Origin of the sequence: Mycoplasma feriruminatoris (assembly GCF_000327395.2) — a bacterium.
Classification (GTDB): Bacteria; Bacillota_I; Bacilli_A; order Mycoplasmatales; family Mycoplasmataceae; genus Mycoplasma; species Mycoplasma feriruminatoris.
The window spans coordinates 470,958-486,511 of the sequence record NZ_CP091032.1 but is presented as its reverse complement, the minus strand read 5'-3'; the positions used below and the strand labels follow the sequence as shown (position 1 = coordinate 486,511).

Sequence of the window (15,554 nt, the reverse complement as noted above, 5' to 3'; positions counted from 1 at the left end):
TATAAAAAATATTTTAAAGTGAGGTTTTTATGAGCTTAATAGAAGTTAAAAATGTTACTAAAAAATATAATAAAAAAACAGTTCTAGGACCAGTTAGTTTAGAAATAAAAAAAGGAAGTAGTGTAGCTATATTTGGTGCTAATGGAGCTGGTAAAACTACATTATGTGAAATTATAGCAAACACTAAATCTCAAACTAGTGGTGAAGTTTTATATGATTTTAAAAAAGAAGAAATTGCTTTTAAAATCGGAGTAAATTTTCAATCTCAAACTTATCCAAGCTTTATTAATGTAAAAGAATTAATAAGTTTTTATAAAAGTTTATATAAAAACATTATTGATAAAAGTTATTTTGATCAAATGGTTAAAATATTTAAACTAGATGAATTATACAAACAAAAAGTAACTTCACTTTCTGGAGGACAACGCCAAAGAGTAAATTTATTTGTTTCATTATTTAATAAACCTGAAATTTATATTGGTGATGAAATAACAACAGGATTAGATGTAGAAGCTCAACTAGAAATTATAGATTTATTAAAAAAAGAAATTAAAGATAAAGGAATGACTTTAATATTAGTTAGTCATAACTTAGATGAAATTAAACAATTATGTGACAGAATAATTTTTCTAGATAAAGGAAAAATAATAGATGATGCTCCTATTGATCAAATTCTAGATCAATATGGTACTTTATTAGAATATTATTTATCAAAAACAAATAAATTAAATAAAGGAGAAATACAATAATGCTACAACAATTTAAAGCAATGTATAGCTTGTTATTTAACTATTGAAAAAAATCATTTCATAACATTTTCTTTTCATTTATCTTTCCTTGCATGTTTTTAGCAATTCTATCAAAAGTACCAAGCTTTAAAGTTTCTGATTTAATACCAGGAATCATAGCTTCAGCTTGTCCTGTTGTTGGAATTATTTCTTTATCAATTTCATTTAGTGATTTAAAAGAAACTGTTATTTATAAAAGAATAGCAGTTCTACCTTTAAAACCTTGAATCTTTATTATTAGTATTATTTCATTTTTTACATTTCTTACTTGATTAAGTGCTATTTGAGTATTTATCTTTTCTTTAATTTTTTGACACTCTCAAATCAATTTAAATCAAATTAATTTTGGATATATTATTTTAGGAGTAATCTTTTTATCAATAATATGTTCTTCAATTGGAGTAATGATTGGAAGTTTAGCAAAAGATTATAAAATAGCAAATGCTTTTTCAATGTTATTTTACTTACCACCGGCCTTTTTAAGTGGTATGTATTTACCAATTAAAATAATTATTTCTTCAAATGTTTTAAAAATAATTTCACTATGTTTACCTTATACTTATCCAGTAAGTATTATTAATTATGGATGAGTACAAAATACTTCTAGTTTTATATTTGGATCACAATTATGAGTATTTATTTTAATATCTATAGTTTTAGTATTTATATTTGTAAGTGGTGCTATTTTAATATATAAATTTAGAAAGAAAAAATAATTTATAAACTAAAAAATGCAGGGGTCATACCTGCATTTTTTGTTGTTATTATTATTTAATTATTATTCGAATAAATCTTTAACTGAGTCAATTGTTTTGTGTAAAGTTGCACAAGATTTATCAAATTTTTCTTGTTCTTCTTTTGATAAATCTCATTTAATAATTCTTTCTCAACCATTTGCTCCAACAATTGCTGGTACTCCAGTGTATAAACCTTTGTTGTTGTATTCACCATTTAATTGTGCACCAACCATTAAAGTAGCTTTTTCGTCTCTTAAAACTGCATTAACTATTTTTGTTAAACAAGCTCCAATTCCATAGAATGTAGCTCTTTTTAAGTTAATGATTTTGTAAGCCATATCAACAGTGTCTTTTTGAATTTGATCTAAATCTTCTAAAGTTATGCATCCACATTTTACATAATCTAAAAGTGGTCTTCCCATAATGTTTGCTTGAGATCAAATTGCAACTGAAGAATCACCATGTTCTCCAGCAACATAAGCTTGAACTGATTCTGGTTTAACATCTAATTTTTGACCAATTAATCTTCTTAGTCTTGCTGAATCTAAAGTAGTTCCAGATCCAATAACTTTATGAGGATCAAAACCAGTTACTTTTTGATATACATGAGTTATAACATCAACTGGGTTAGAAGCAATTACAGTAATTCCATCAAATCCTGATTTTTTAACTTCAGTTGCAATGCTTTTCATAATTGCTGCATTTCCTGCAACCATTTCTAATCTAGTTTCACCAGGTTTTTGAGGTCTTCCTGCTGTAATTACAACCACATCAGCATCTTTGCAATCTTCATAGCTTCCTGCTTTAATTGAAGCAAATGAATGTGGTAAAACTGCTAAAGTATCTGATAGATCTAAAGCGTTTCCTTCTGCTGCTTGTGGGAAAGCATCAATTAACACGTAGTGTTCTGCAACTCCTTGGTTAATTGCTGCATATAAAAATGATGTTCCAACAGCTCCTGCTCCAATAAGAACAACTTTATTTGCGGTTTTCTTCATTTTGTTTTTTCTCCTATCTTCTAGTTTTATTATATAACATCTAAAAAATTTTTATAATTTTTTATTTTTAGTATTTTTAAAAACTATTTTACCTTCAACTAGAACTTTATTAACATATAAATCATCATCTAAAACTACTAAATCAGCTAATTTATTAACTTCTATACTTCCTGTAATATCAAAAATATTTAATTGTTTTGCTATATTAATAGAAGTCATTTTAATTAGATCAGTCATTTTAATATCACAAGCATCTTTAAAAACTCTAATATTATGATCATAAGTAGATCCAGCTCCAGCTAAAGCATTATTATTAGTTAATCTAATTTCTATACCTTTTTTATAAACTTCTAAATTACCTAATTTATATATACCATCATCTAAACCTTTAGCATTCATAGCATCAGTTATAATACATAAATTATCTGCAGTTTTAAAACTATAAATCATTTTTAAAATTTCTTTATCTAAATGAATTCCATCACTTATAATCTCACATAAAACATCTTTATGATTAAAACTAGCTACAACTAAACCTGGGTTATGTTGATCAACTCCACTCATTCAATTAAATAAATGTGTAATATGTCTTACTCCTAATAAATAAAATTGATCAAATTGTTTAGCTTTTAAATTAGAATGACCAATACTTGGAATAATATTATTTTTTAATAAAAACTTAGTATAAGATGTATCATCTAATTCACAAGCATAAGTAACTATTTTTAAACTATTATTAGATAACTTGTTTCATTTTTTAGTTAGATTAATATTTGGTTCTAATAAAAGATTTTCTTGATGAGCACCTTTTTTAAACTTAGAAATAAAAGGTCCTTCTAAATGAGCTCCAATACATTTAGCTTTACCATTATTAGCTTTTATAAATTCTCCAAATTCTTTATAAATTTGATCATTTTTTTGAATACTATTACTTACACTTGCTTGAATATATCTAGTAACTCCTTCTTTAACTACATTATCTGCAAAGTGTTTAAATCTATTTTTATTACCTGTTTCAAAATCAACACCATACCCACCATGTACATGACAATCAATAAATCCAGGTAATAATCAGTTATTATTTAAATCTATTCCGTTCTTTTTTTTATAATCAGATCCAATTTCTATTATTTTTTTATCTTTAATAATTACATAACCGTTATTTATAATTTCATCTTCTAAAACTATTCTGGTGTTTTTTAATATCATAAATACTCCTTAAGTTTATAATATTACTTTTTATTAGCAATTAAATAATTTGTCTATTTATCATAACTATAAAGTGTTAATATATATGTGTTATGAAATTCAACATAAAACATAAACTAAAAAACAGTAGATTTGTAAATTGAAAATGATACTTTCAATTATTTGTAATGTTATTATCTGCTATTACTTTAATTAATGCTTTTTTTAATGGAATATTAAATGAAAAGTGATATTATGATTCATACAATACTTCTGAGCCAATAAGATTAATTAATTATGATATTTTATTAAGCTTTTTTTCAGTTCAAGTAAGTATTATAACAACTGTTTATTTACTAATTGTTGTTATTAATTATAAAAATCCAAAATCAAATATTAATAGTCAAAAAACTAGAAATGTAGTTTTAAATTGAAACTTATTAGATTTTATGATTTTTTGAATAGGAATAGTTGGGTTTAGAAACACAATTGCTGGACAACTTGCTTATTTAACAAAAACTCAAATCTTTTCAACAGTTATAACTCATTTTGTAGTTCCACTTTTATTACTATTTATTTATTTATTTGAATCAGGTAATGATAAATACGAAATTAAAAAGTTTTATAAAAATATAAAAGAGTTATTTTGAGCTTATTCTTATCCATTTTTTTATACAATCTTTGTTTTAATGAGAGCTCAAATTTATTTAAAAGATAAAAGTATTGAAAGTGGTTTTGTTTATCCTTATGAGTTTTTAGATTTTACAAGTCCATATATTGGTAATTCAAAAGTTGGGTATTTAATTTTAATTTGAGTGATATTTGTTATTTGATTATCATTAAATCATTTAATTATTTTATTAATCAATAACTTAGTATTTAAAATAAAACAAAAGAGAAAAGAAAAAATCGTAACTACATTAAAATAGTTACGATTTTTTATTCTTCTATAAATGGATTTTTAGACTTATTATTAGTTTTATTATTTTTATTAGTTTTTTTAACAATAACAGTTTTATTTGCTTGTTGTTTTTGTTGTTTTAAATCTTGTTGGTGTTGATATTCTTGTTTGTATAATAAAAGTTGTTCTTTTAATCTTGATAAAGTTTCAAAAATACTACTTAGTATAATACATATAAAAAATAAACTAATAAATACATAAAACAATATTTTAATAGCATTACTATTATTTACTAATAAACCTATTAGTAAATAAATACTAGTTAATATAAAACTAAATAAATATAAACTAAAACTAGAATATAAATAAATAATTTCTTTTTTCATATATACATAATTACTAGTTTTTAGTATTTTAACTCTATAGATTATATAAACTATTAAAGAAACAAAACCTAGTATTAATAAAATGACTTGTAAGCTAATAAAAGGAGTTAAGCTAGTAAAAATAGGTTTATCTTTTGTAAACTGAACAAAAGTTAATAATAAACAAATTGCTAAAATAACACTACTAATTGTTGCTAAATACTTTAAAGATTTATAAGTTTTATAATTAATTTTATTTTCCATAAGATTATTCTATTCTAATTACTTTTTTGTTTTTTGGTTTAAAGATTTTGTTATATCCAATATACATAATAAGTATTGCTAAATTAATTCCAATAACTCCAATAATAAAAATAGCATATAAAGTTCAATTTCTATTTTTATTTACAACTATATTTCCTTGATATAAATTAGATTGTTGACGATCTGCTCAAAAGTTTAAACTAGAAAAGTTAGTTTTATTTAACTGTTCTTGATAATGATTTAAAGCTAAAAAACTATCTAGAACATGACCAAATTCATGATTTAAAGTTTGAAATTGATTATTTGAAGCAAATCAAGATCTATTATATTGTTCTTGATTTTCTTTTTTATTAAAACTATCAGCTTTAACTAAAACATAACTATAAGAAGCTGAAGCAGTATTTTTTGAAAAACTTGTACTTGTTATTCCTTTTATTTTTTCATCAAGAACATTGTTATTAATTCTAAATCTTGAATCATTAGTTAGAATTAAGTTAATAAAAATTTTATCTAAATTATTATGAGTTACTTTTTGTAAAATGTTAAATAAATGAACTGTGTTAGTTTTTAGTGCATTTAAATCAAAATAATCAGTATATAAAGTTTTTGGACTTGGAATAGCATTTCAAATATTTTCAAAATTTTGTTTAATTAAAATAGCGCTACTATTTCCAAAATTAAATCTTGATTTTTGTTTTCAATATTCATCTAATTGATCAAAGTTTTTAAAAAACGGTTCACTTTCATTTTGCTTAACAACATTTTTTGGTTTATATAAATTTAATTTCATATAATCTGAAAAAATATCTTTATTATCATCATAATAATAAATAAATTTCTTAGCACTTAACACATTTCTATTTGTGTTTAAAAAATCTAAGTTAGCAATTTGTTTTGAAAAAATCTTATTATAAATATAATTAACAGTATCATAAACATACTGAGGACTATTATAACCATAAATATAACCACTTGTTATATGTACGTGATTTGTATCTATTAAATCTTTATAATATAATTCCTGATATCCTAGATCTGAAGGAGTTAATCTATCATATTTATCATCCAAATTATTATCAGGTTCTAATTCATATTTATATAAAACATCAGTTTCATTATCAATTACATTTTTAATTTTTTTTCAATTAGTTTCTATATTATTTGAAGGTAAAATTCCAATATTTTGTTGTTTTAATTTATAAAAAGTTTTAGTAAAAAAATGTTCTAATAAGTATCAAGTTAAGTTTTTTTGTTTTTCATTAGCTGAAACATATCTACTAAATGATTCAGCAAAAAACTCTTCAGGAGAAGTTGAACCATATTCTGAAGTTACTAAAATACTTGATAAAATCGCATGTTTAAATTCTTCACTTTGCTGATCAGTTATATAGTCATTTTGACGATAACCATGTTTAGTTTTATATTTAAAAACTATTTCAAAATTACCTAATAAGTTATCTGTAAATTGATTAAAACTTTTATTAGTTTGTGCATCTGAATGTTTGTATAAAAAGTATCTTAAAGCTTTTCCACCTCATAAAAATTCTTTAACACTACTTTGAGAATCTTCATTATTAAATTGAGTATTATATGTTAAATTAATTTGATTATTAGGCTTATTATTAATAAAAAATAAACTTGTAAAAAACACTAAAATTATTAAAAAATAACTAAGAACTTTTTTCATAAAATCAGATCCTTTATAACTAAAAAATTATAACAAAAATAACTTATATAGATTATTTAATAATAAATATTGATTTTTTACTAACTTTATACAAGTATATTTTATATAAACTATAATATAAAAAGAATAAGGAAGATTTAGGGTTAAGGTTATGGCAAAAAAAGAAGTCAAGCAATATTTAAATGATGTTTTAATTAATAAGATTGATTATTATGTTTCTATTAAAAAATTTGATTTTGATACTATTAAAGAAATGTTAGCTATTGATCTATTAGATTATGAACCTTATATGATTCAAACAATAGATAAATATATTAAATATATAATTTGATTAGATCAAAAAAATAAAAACAAATCTGAAGCTTTTTTAAAGTTTTTAGAAAAATACCAAACTGAAGAAGATCAAATTAATATAGAAAATAAAGAATCTAGTTTAAAAAATACTGGTAATTTAGATGATTATCATCAAAGAAAAAAACATCAAAACTGATTAGATGAATATTTTAAAAAACAAAAAGCTAAATATCATGTTTATGAAGAATCACCTTTAGATAATCAAACTAAAGTAAATAATTTTGAACAATATTTAGAAGAACAAAATGATGAAGATCAAGTTGATCAAATTCTAGATAAAGATTTAAATTTAGTTAATTTAATAGCTAGTGATGATACTTTTTATCAAACTTCAACTATCAACTTAGATGATTTAAAAACTACAACAAATGATAGTTTTAAAGATGATGTAGATGAAGAAGCTTTATTAGCTAATCAACAAATAGAAGAACTTGAAATTGATTTAGATCCTGAAGAATTTGGAACAGCTACTATTAATGTTGATAGATGACAAAATGAAGAAAATGGTAGTAAGAGCGAACAAGAACAAAAAGTAGAAGAAGATAAAGAAGATAAAGTAGTTGAAGAAGTTGAACAACCTGAAGAAACTAATTTAGAAAATCAAGATGAACAATTAGTTGAACCAAGTTTAGATGAACAAGATTTAACTAAAGATACTTGATTTGAAGAAAAAGATTTAACTGATGAATTAATTGAAAAAGTAGATTTAACAAAAGATAGTTGAACTGAAATAGATGGTCAAGAAAAAATAGATAGTTTAGATCAAAAATTAATTAGTGAACCAGTAGTTGAACTACCAGAAAAAATGAATACTGATGAAGTTGAAGAATTAAGTAAAGAACATTGGGTTGAAGAAAAAGCTGAATTAGAAGAAACAAATAATCAAGAACAATCTAAGTGTGAAAACACTTGTAATAAAGAAGAATGCAAACAAGATTGTGAAGTAAAAGAAGATGGTTGTGAACAACAAGAATGTTGTAAAGAAAGTGATTGTTGTAAAGAAGAAGGTGTTTGTGATAAATCAACTTGCAATGAACAAGATTGTAAAGATGATAAATGTTGTGAAGTAAAACAAGAATGCTGTAAAGAAGAATCTTGTTGTGAAGATAACAAATGCTGTGAAGAACAAGATTGTTGTGAAGACAAACAAGATTGTTGTTCAACTCAAACAACTTGTCAAGAAACTCAAGATTCAGAATGTAAACAATCTTGTGAACAAAACTCTTTTGAAAACAAACAAGAATGCTGTAAAGAAAGTGATTGTTGTAAAGAAGAAGGTGTTTGTGATAAATCAGCTTGCAAAGAACAAGATTGTAAAGATGATAAATGTTGTGAAGTTGAATCAGATTGACAAGAAAATTGTGGTAGAAAAGATGGTTGTGAATGTAGTGTAACAAACTGTCCTTGTGATCAATCTTGTGATATCAAACAACAAGAAATAAGTGAACAACAAACTGAACAAACAAATCAACAACAAACTAATATAGTTGAAAATCAATCAAATCAATTATGAATTAATAAACCTGAAACTAATTTAGAACAAACTAATAATCAAGTTGTAAACAATAAGATTTGAACTATAAGCCCTGATAGTAATTTAGTTGAATATACTAATGATAAAGACTTTTTAGATTCTAGATTAAATCAAGTAAATGAAACTAAAGTATCTGAAGAATTAAGCACAGAAATTGATGCCAAAGAAATACAACCTACTTTAGTTTCAACTGATGATTCAAATCAACAAGAATTAGTTGAAGAATCTACAAATAATACTACTGAACAACCTACTTTAACTCCTAACCAAATCAGAGAAACTCCAAAATTTATAGAACTAAGTAAACCTGTTAAGTTATATCAACAAGTTAAGTGAAATGATAAAACTTATTATGTAGTTGGAATTAAACTTAAAAAAGATGTATTTGGTCATGAAGTACCTGTTTTAAGACTAGAATGTTCTTCTAAACCATATGAAATCATTGAAGTTAAATTTGTTAAAAAATACTAAAATAATAACAACTGTTTTTATAAACTTAAATGTAATTTTAACTACTTAAAGTAGTGTTTTATACTTAGTATAAAGTTAGTATATACTAAGTATAATATTAAATATAACCTTAATTTATACATAATATATAAAAAGTTACGATAAAATATATATAAAGAATAAATTATATATATCCAAAATATACCGAAAATATAAATTAAGGAGATAGAAATAATGAAAGATAATAAAACCGAATTTGATTTAACCATTTCTAATGCTTATGAAGATGACTTTGGAATGGAGCTAGAAGAAAAAGTAGCTCATCAAAAATCTAAAGAAAATAAAGATTTAGCAAAAGATTTTATTAGCACCAATTCTATTTCTAAAAATGTACAAATTGAAAGAGATTTGTTTTCAAAACCTGAAAAGAAAGTAAATGACAAACCTATGAAAGTAGGTTTATATATAACACCTGAAGTGAGTGCTAAATATGATGAGCTAGTGGAATTATATAAAGCTAAATATGGTAAAGCCCCAACTAGAACAGATGTTTTTGTTCAAGGTATAGGCATAATGTTAGACAGATTAAAAGAAAAATAAAAGGTTAGGAGATTACCAACTATTAAGGAATGAAGATATGAGAATATAAAAAAATTTCTTACTTATGATGAACAAAGAAGTATTGAATTTAAAGCTATGATGAATGGTGATTCAGTAGAAGATTATGTAACATATCATCACGGCCTTTCAAAAGAAATTAAAGAAAAAATTGCTAAAAGAATGGAATTAAAATATACTAAACAAATAGCACAATGAGACTTAGAAAAACTAAATAATAAATCAAGTTGAGCAGCTTCGTTTACCACAAGAGACTATAAAGGTGTGATAAAACAGTATATTGACAAACTATATTCAATAAAACTAATTTAGATGAAGTTGATGAAGCAATTAAAAAACAATATTGAGAAGCTTTGTTTGGTAAAAGTAAAGTAGATGAGACTACAAAAAAAGAGTATTGAGAAGCTTTGTTTGGTAAAAGAACTTAAGGGTTCTTTTTTTTATACTTAGTATAAAGTTAGTATATACTAAGTAAAGATAAAATGTATTATAAAATATAAACTTTATGTATATTCAATAATTTTTCTTGATATTAATTGCAATACCAAAATTATTATGATATAGTTAAAGTATAAATATTTTATATTTATACATTGATTACGAAGAAGGTTCACTGAACGCAGGCTTCCGGGAGTGAAGCCAGAAATAAATAGAACCAAAAATAGAACTCCTTTTAGGGGTTCTTTTTTTTGTATAATCAATATGTAATAGAAAGAAGCACTAATATTTATGAATAGTGTAATGTTTGGTATAGTATTTAAATTTAGAAATTTAGATAATACATTACCAATAGCAAGAGATAGATTTTCTAGACCTATAGAAACTAGTGATTATAAGCTTCACCGTCCTTATGTTGTTTTTTATTCTGATGATAAAGTTTATTATCTATCTGTTAAAACACTAAAAAAAGAAAATGAAGCTTCTATTTATAGAAATCAAGATAAAAATTTAATTTTATTAAATAAAACTATTTATAATGAACCAGTTAAAGGTAAAGCTCTTGGTAATGTAATAGATTGTTCGGTCGTAAATATAATGGATAGAAAATTATTTGAACAACTTTACCAAGAAGATGAGTATTATAATAATTACCAATTAGCTCCTTGAATTTATGATGAAGTAATGAATAAACTTTATGAGAATAAAAATAAATTAGTATTTAATGGAGTAGTAGGTTTTAATAACAATAGAACAGAATGAATGCTTGACAAAACAAAAACTGAGCAAGGTCGTTTAGAGTATGAAAAATGACGAACAAGAGTTGAAAAAGTAATCACAACTGTAATAGAAACATATCATTCAATTTCAAGAGATGAAATAGAAAAAAGATTAAATAATCAAGATGAGTATGTTAAATTCATTAGTCCAATCTATTATAACGAATTAGAATATGTTTATAATTCTTTTGAAATGGATGATAAATGAGAAGAATATCAAAAAAGTAATTCTAATAAACATAAAATGTAATTAAGACTATCTATAATATAGTCTTTTTTTATATATACAAGTGTATATATAGTGTCAATATATAAATTGTAGTTATAGTTTGGTATAATAAATTTCTAATTAAATAAAAGGATTGGGGACCCCCCAAGCCTTTGTTTTTATTATTGTATTATTATTCGAATTCGAAGGTCTTAGGAAAGTTTAGAAAGTAAAGATTTTAACTTTTCAAGATTGTCTTTATTTTTAGTTTTAAACGATTCTTTGTAATTAGCTAATTTGTCTTTATATTCTTTAACTAATTGGTTAATCATTTCTTCACTTTCATCACCATTATAAAGTTCGTTTATTTCATTAGATGAATTTTTATCTAAACTACCGTTAAATATGACTCCTACTGTGTCTTGATTTTTATTATCAATTTGAGTTTCTAGAACTCAAACAAATTTCTCGCCTGAACCATCATCATTTTTTCTTAATTGAGGATATGTTTTTAATACATCACCAACAATAAGTGGAGCTAGAAAATCAACTAATTCCTCACTAAAGTCATTTAGTGTTTGTTCAACGTTTTTATTATTTTTCATATGCTTTTCATCTAAAAGATCTGAAAATTCTTTTGATATATTACCTTTATTCTTGATTATTTCTTCTGAAATATCCTTTGCATCTAAATTATTTGTTAGTATAGTTTCTACTAAATCAGCAATTTCTTTTTTAGTTTTTTTATCAATAATTGATTTTGATTCTTCTTTTAATTCTGGATTTTTGTTAGAAAGGTTTTGAGAAGTTTTACTACTGCACGCAAGCACTATAGCACTAGTTGTAGTGATTAAACCAAATGTTCCTAATAATGTTAATATTTTTTTCATATTGTATTCTTTCTAAGCATTAATGAAACGACTCACATAATTCATATACAAAAAAGGTTTAATTGATTTAAATATATGAAATAAGCCAGTTAGACTTTTTTAGTTTTTCATTTTTTTAAATTTTATAAAAAGTTATACATAAGTTTATTTTTTACGTCTTAAATATAATGTTGGATTTGTAAAAAAGATAGGAAATTAATCAATAAAAAATAGAAACTAACAAGTCTCTATTTTGTTTAGTTTTTAAATTTATATAGACTAATTTATGAATTATTGTTTTCCAAAATTTTTAACTTTGCTTTTAAGTCTTCTTTAGTAACTTTTATTGTTTCTAATTGTTTTTCAACTTGAGGTTTTTGCTTATTTAATGTTTCTAATTTCCCCCCGCTACCTTAAACACGGACTAAAAATTTTCAATATTATAACAGGATTGTTTTCTGAATTGTACAGGAGACAATCCTTTTAATTTTTCTTTTATTCTTATATTGTTGAACCAATAAATATATTTATGTATTGCTTTAGTTAAATCTTCTATTGAATTGTATTTCTCACCATAATAAATTTCTTGTTTTAATAAACCAAAAAAATTTTCTATAATAGCATTATCTAAGCAATTACCTTTTCTAGACATACTTTGTATTATGTTATTTTCTTCTAGCGTACTTACTCAACTCATGTGCTGATAATGAAATCCTTGATCAGAATGAATTACTAAACCATTTGTATTTTTAACCTTCTTAAGCGCTTTTTTTAGCATTGAATTAGTTAGGTTTAAGTTAGGTCTAGATTGAATTGAATATGAAATAATTTCACTGTTATAAAGATCAATAATTGGTGACAGATATAGTTTTTGACCATTAACTTTAAACTCTGTTACATCAGTACATCAAACTCTGTTTGCTTCTGTTGAAGAAAAATTTCTTTTTAAAACATTGTCTGCGATTTTCCCAACAGTTCCTTTATAAGAACTATATCTTCTGTTCTTTGTTCTAAATTTGACACACTGAATACCAAGTTCTTTAGTTAGCCTTAAAATTTTTTTGTGATTCACAATATATCCCATTGATTTTAAGGTCATTTTTAGCCGTCTATAGCCATATCTTTCAAATGATTTGTTGAATATATCAACAATTATATTTTTTAATTCCATATCCTTATCTATTGAATTTTCTAATTTCTTTTTTCATTCATAAAAAGAGGATTTAGGTAATTTTGCTATTTTTAAAAGAATAGAAACTTTAGCTTTTTTGTGAGTTTTTAGCATTTCTAAAATTACTTTTGTTTTTTCCTTGTTGATTCTTCTTCTGTCAACAAGGTGTTTAACTTTTTTCAGAATTCAACCTCTAATTTGTAGTATTCAACTTCTTCTTCTAATTGTTTTATTCTATCTTCATTATTAGTTGTTATTTTTGTTTTCTTTTTTTTAACTGGTTTTTCTTAGAGTTTTTCATAATTTTTTTAGGTCTTCCTATATTATTATTTAACCCTAAAATTCCATTTTCTTTATACTTTTTAACTCAACCAGCTATAGTTGATGAATGTATAATATTAAATTTTTTTGCAACTTCCCTGTATGATTCTTTAGTTTTAAGTTTATATAATACTATTTCTTGTTTTGCTTCCAAACTATAATGAGGTTTTGTTTTCTTGTGGGTAAGCGCTTCTATTCCAAACATTTCATATTTGTAAATTCAACCCTTTAAAGTATTAGCCGAGACATTATGCCTGTCTGCCAAATAGGTGCTATTTTTAACATTAAGTCTTTTAGCTTCTTTGACAATTTTTAATTTTTTTTCTAAGCTTCATTTAGCCATATAAAAACCCCACTCCCTGGATTTTTAGTCCGGAATATGGGGTTCGGGGGATTTTGCTTAAGTTTTTGTTTTTCTTCTTCAGTTGCACTTGCTAATTTTTTATTTCCTTCTTCAATTTTTTCTAATATTTCTTTAGCTCTTTTTTCTTCGCCTTCTAATACAGATATTTGACTTTTAAGTTTTTTTATTTCTGCTGCTTTTTCCTTTTCTTTGTTTGAATTAGTATCTTCTACTTTTTTAGATAATAAAGTAGAATTATCATTTTTACAAGCTACTACACTAGCTCCAATTGTAGTAATTAAACCAAATGAACTTAAAGTTGTTAATATTCTTTTCAATTTAATATATCTCCTTATAAAAATTTTAAAATACTTGTTATATACAAATCCAAACATATATAACACTTGCATTATATATACTAGTATATATAATGTCAATATAAAAAATGAAAGAATATTGATTATAAAAAATAATGTGGTATAATACCCATTTTTATTTCAAATTCTTATATAATTAATTGTCAAAAATATTAAATCTGCTATTTATCTACTGTAAAAAACTACTTTTTATCAACAAAACATAATTTGCAAATTACTAAAAAACATTAAAAAACTTTATTTTTAAAACAACTTAAGATATAATTATTTTTGTATTGAATTGGAGTTGAAAAAGTTAATGGCAAGTGTTATTGTTCATGATGGAGAAACAATTGAAAAAGCATTAAAACGCTTTCAAAAAGTAGCTTCATCAAATAAAGCAGAAGCTAGAAAACGTGAATACCACTTAAGCAAAAAAGAAAAACGTATTTACAAACAAAAACAAAACCGTAAATACAAATAGTGGTAAATAATTATAATTAAGAGTCTTATGACTCTTTTTTTATTCTTTATAAATAAAATCATTCATATTTTTAAAATAATTAGTCACTTTTAAATATTTTTTCCTAATACTTATATGAGGTGAGATTATGAACGATTTTATAAATGGATTATTAAATAAAATAGATGACAAGTTTATATATTTAGAACAAAATAATTTAGGATATCGAGTTTCATATTTAAAAAGTGATTTAGAGCAATTCAAATTAAATGAAAATAATAAAGTTTATATAGCAACTAATATAATAGATAATGTTTTAAAATACTATGGGTTTAAAAACCAATTAGTAAGAGATCTTTTTGAAATATTAATTAATATAAATACAATTGGAGAAAAAACTGCTTTTTTAATTTTAGAAAACTATTTATATGATGAATTAATTGATATTTTTAAAAATGGTAAAACTGATAAAATATTACAGCTTAAAGGAATAGGTAGTTATACAGCAAAACTAATTATAAACAACGTACAAAAAGAACTATTTAACAACAAAATTAGTGATAAAAAAACTAAAGTAATTACAAGCTTAGAAAAACTAGGATATAGAACTAAAGATATTTATAAAATCATTATTAATATAGATGAAGATATGAGTATAGATGATTTAACTAAATTTGTTTTAGAACAACTAAGTTATTTACATAACTAATAGAAAGAGTTTA

Annotated in this window: 15 protein-coding genes and 1 pseudogene; 9 read left to right on the top strand and 7 right to left on the bottom strand. The window is 23.4% G+C overall.

Features of this window, described 5'->3' with window-relative positions:
- Positions 1-29 precede the first annotated feature (29 nt).
- Both D500_RS02115 and D500_RS02110 read left to right on the top strand, forming a co-directional pair.
- Positions 30-749 carry an ABC transporter ATP-binding protein gene (locus D500_RS02115; protein ID WP_008364368.1) on the top strand — a complete coding sequence of 240 codons (720 nt, stop codon included), beginning with the start codon at positions 30-32 and terminating at the stop codon, positions 747-749.
- A complete protein-coding gene (locus D500_RS02110) occupies positions 749-1,504 on the top strand; it encodes an ABC transporter permease (protein WP_008364370.1) in 756 nt (251 codons plus the stop codon). Before D500_RS02115 ends, D500_RS02110 begins: the two co-directional genes overlap by 1 nt.
- 62 nt (positions 1,505-1,566) lie before the next feature.
- Here D500_RS02110 and D500_RS02105 read toward each other — a convergent pair whose 3' ends face one another.
- Together D500_RS02105 and nagA are read right to left on the bottom strand one after the other, a co-directional pair.
- Positions 1,567-2,523 (bottom strand): L-lactate dehydrogenase, encoded by a 957-nt coding sequence (locus tag D500_RS02105; RefSeq protein WP_008364372.1) that lies wholly within the window; start codon positions 2,521-2,523, stop codon positions 1,567-1,569.
- A 51-nt stretch (positions 2,524-2,574) separates the two neighbouring features.
- Complete coding sequence (gene nagA, locus D500_RS02100; RefSeq protein ID WP_008364374.1) at positions 2,575-3,732, bottom strand: N-acetylglucosamine-6-phosphate deacetylase; 1,158 nt, start codon at positions 3,730-3,732, stop codon at positions 2,575-2,577.
- A 92-nt stretch (positions 3,733-3,824) separates the two neighbouring features.
- Between nagA and D500_RS02095 the strand changes: the two genes are divergently transcribed.
- Positions 3,825-4,640: a hypothetical protein gene (locus tag D500_RS02095; RefSeq protein ID WP_040538512.1), complete on the top strand. Its 816-nt coding sequence runs from the start codon at positions 3,825-3,827 to the stop codon at positions 4,638-4,640.
- A 10-nt stretch (positions 4,641-4,650) separates the two neighbouring features.
- Here D500_RS02095 and D500_RS02090 read toward each other — a convergent pair whose 3' ends face one another.
- Positions 4,651-5,241, bottom strand: coding sequence for an MFS transporter (locus D500_RS02090; RefSeq protein WP_008364377.1), 591 nt, complete (start codon positions 5,239-5,241; stop codon positions 4,651-4,653).
- Between the two features lie 4 nt (positions 5,242-5,245).
- Positions 5,246-6,928: a hypothetical protein gene (locus D500_RS02085; RefSeq protein ID WP_008364380.1), complete on the bottom strand. Its 1,683-nt coding sequence runs from the start codon at positions 6,926-6,928 to the stop codon at positions 5,246-5,248.
- 151 nt (positions 6,929-7,079) lie between these two features.
- Between D500_RS02085 and D500_RS02080 the strand changes: the two genes are divergently transcribed.
- The 4 genes from D500_RS02080 (at position 7,080) to D500_RS02065 (ending at position 11,351) form a co-directional block, all read left to right on the top strand.
- Positions 7,080-9,287 (top strand): hypothetical protein, encoded by a 2,208-nt coding sequence (locus D500_RS02080; RefSeq protein ID WP_008364382.1) that lies wholly within the window; start codon positions 7,080-7,082, stop codon positions 9,285-9,287.
- A 213-nt stretch (positions 9,288-9,500) separates the two neighbouring features.
- A complete protein-coding gene (locus D500_RS02075) occupies positions 9,501-9,866 on the top strand; it encodes a hypothetical protein (protein ID WP_008364384.1) in 366 nt (121 codons plus the stop codon).
- Between the two features lie 96 nt (positions 9,867-9,962).
- Positions 9,963-10,196: a hypothetical protein gene (locus D500_RS02070; RefSeq protein ID WP_008364386.1), complete on the top strand. Its 234-nt coding sequence runs from the start codon at positions 9,963-9,965 to the stop codon at positions 10,194-10,196.
- Between the two features lie 417 nt (positions 10,197-10,613).
- Positions 10,614-11,351: an Mbov_0400 family ICE element protein gene (locus tag D500_RS02065; protein ID WP_008364389.1), complete on the top strand. Its 738-nt coding sequence runs from the start codon at positions 10,614-10,616 to the stop codon at positions 11,349-11,351.
- Between the two features lie 170 nt (positions 11,352-11,521).
- Here D500_RS02065 and D500_RS02060 read toward each other — a convergent pair whose 3' ends face one another.
- From D500_RS02060 to D500_RS02050, 3 genes and pseudogenes are all read right to left on the bottom strand, one after another.
- A complete protein-coding gene (locus D500_RS02060; protein WP_008364391.1) occupies positions 11,522-12,199 on the bottom strand; it encodes a lipoprotein in 678 nt (225 codons plus the stop codon).
- A gap of 403 nt (positions 12,200-12,602) precedes the next feature.
- Positions 12,603-14,013: pseudogene (locus tag D500_RS02055) on the bottom strand (IS3 family transposase).
- On the bottom strand, positions 13,995-14,351 hold the full coding sequence (locus D500_RS02050; protein WP_239759487.1) for a lipoprotein: 357 nt from the start codon (positions 14,349-14,351) through the stop codon (positions 13,995-13,997). The pseudogene D500_RS02055 and the gene D500_RS02050 overlap by 19 nt, the downstream one beginning before the upstream one ends.
- A 337-nt stretch (positions 14,352-14,688) precedes the next feature.
- Here D500_RS02050 and rpsU point away from each other — a divergent pair, with 337 nt between their 5' ends.
- The gene (rpsU, locus tag D500_RS02045; protein ID WP_008362785.1) at positions 14,689-14,853 is read left to right on the top strand and encodes a 30S ribosomal protein S21; all 165 of its coding nucleotides are present in this window, start codon (positions 14,689-14,691) and stop codon (positions 14,851-14,853) included.
- 127 nt (positions 14,854-14,980) lie between these two features.
- Positions 14,981-15,541, top strand: coding sequence for a Holliday junction branch migration protein RuvA (gene ruvA / locus D500_RS02040; RefSeq protein ID WP_008362786.1), 561 nt, complete (start codon positions 14,981-14,983; stop codon positions 15,539-15,541).
- Positions 15,542-15,554: the final 13 nt, after the last annotated feature.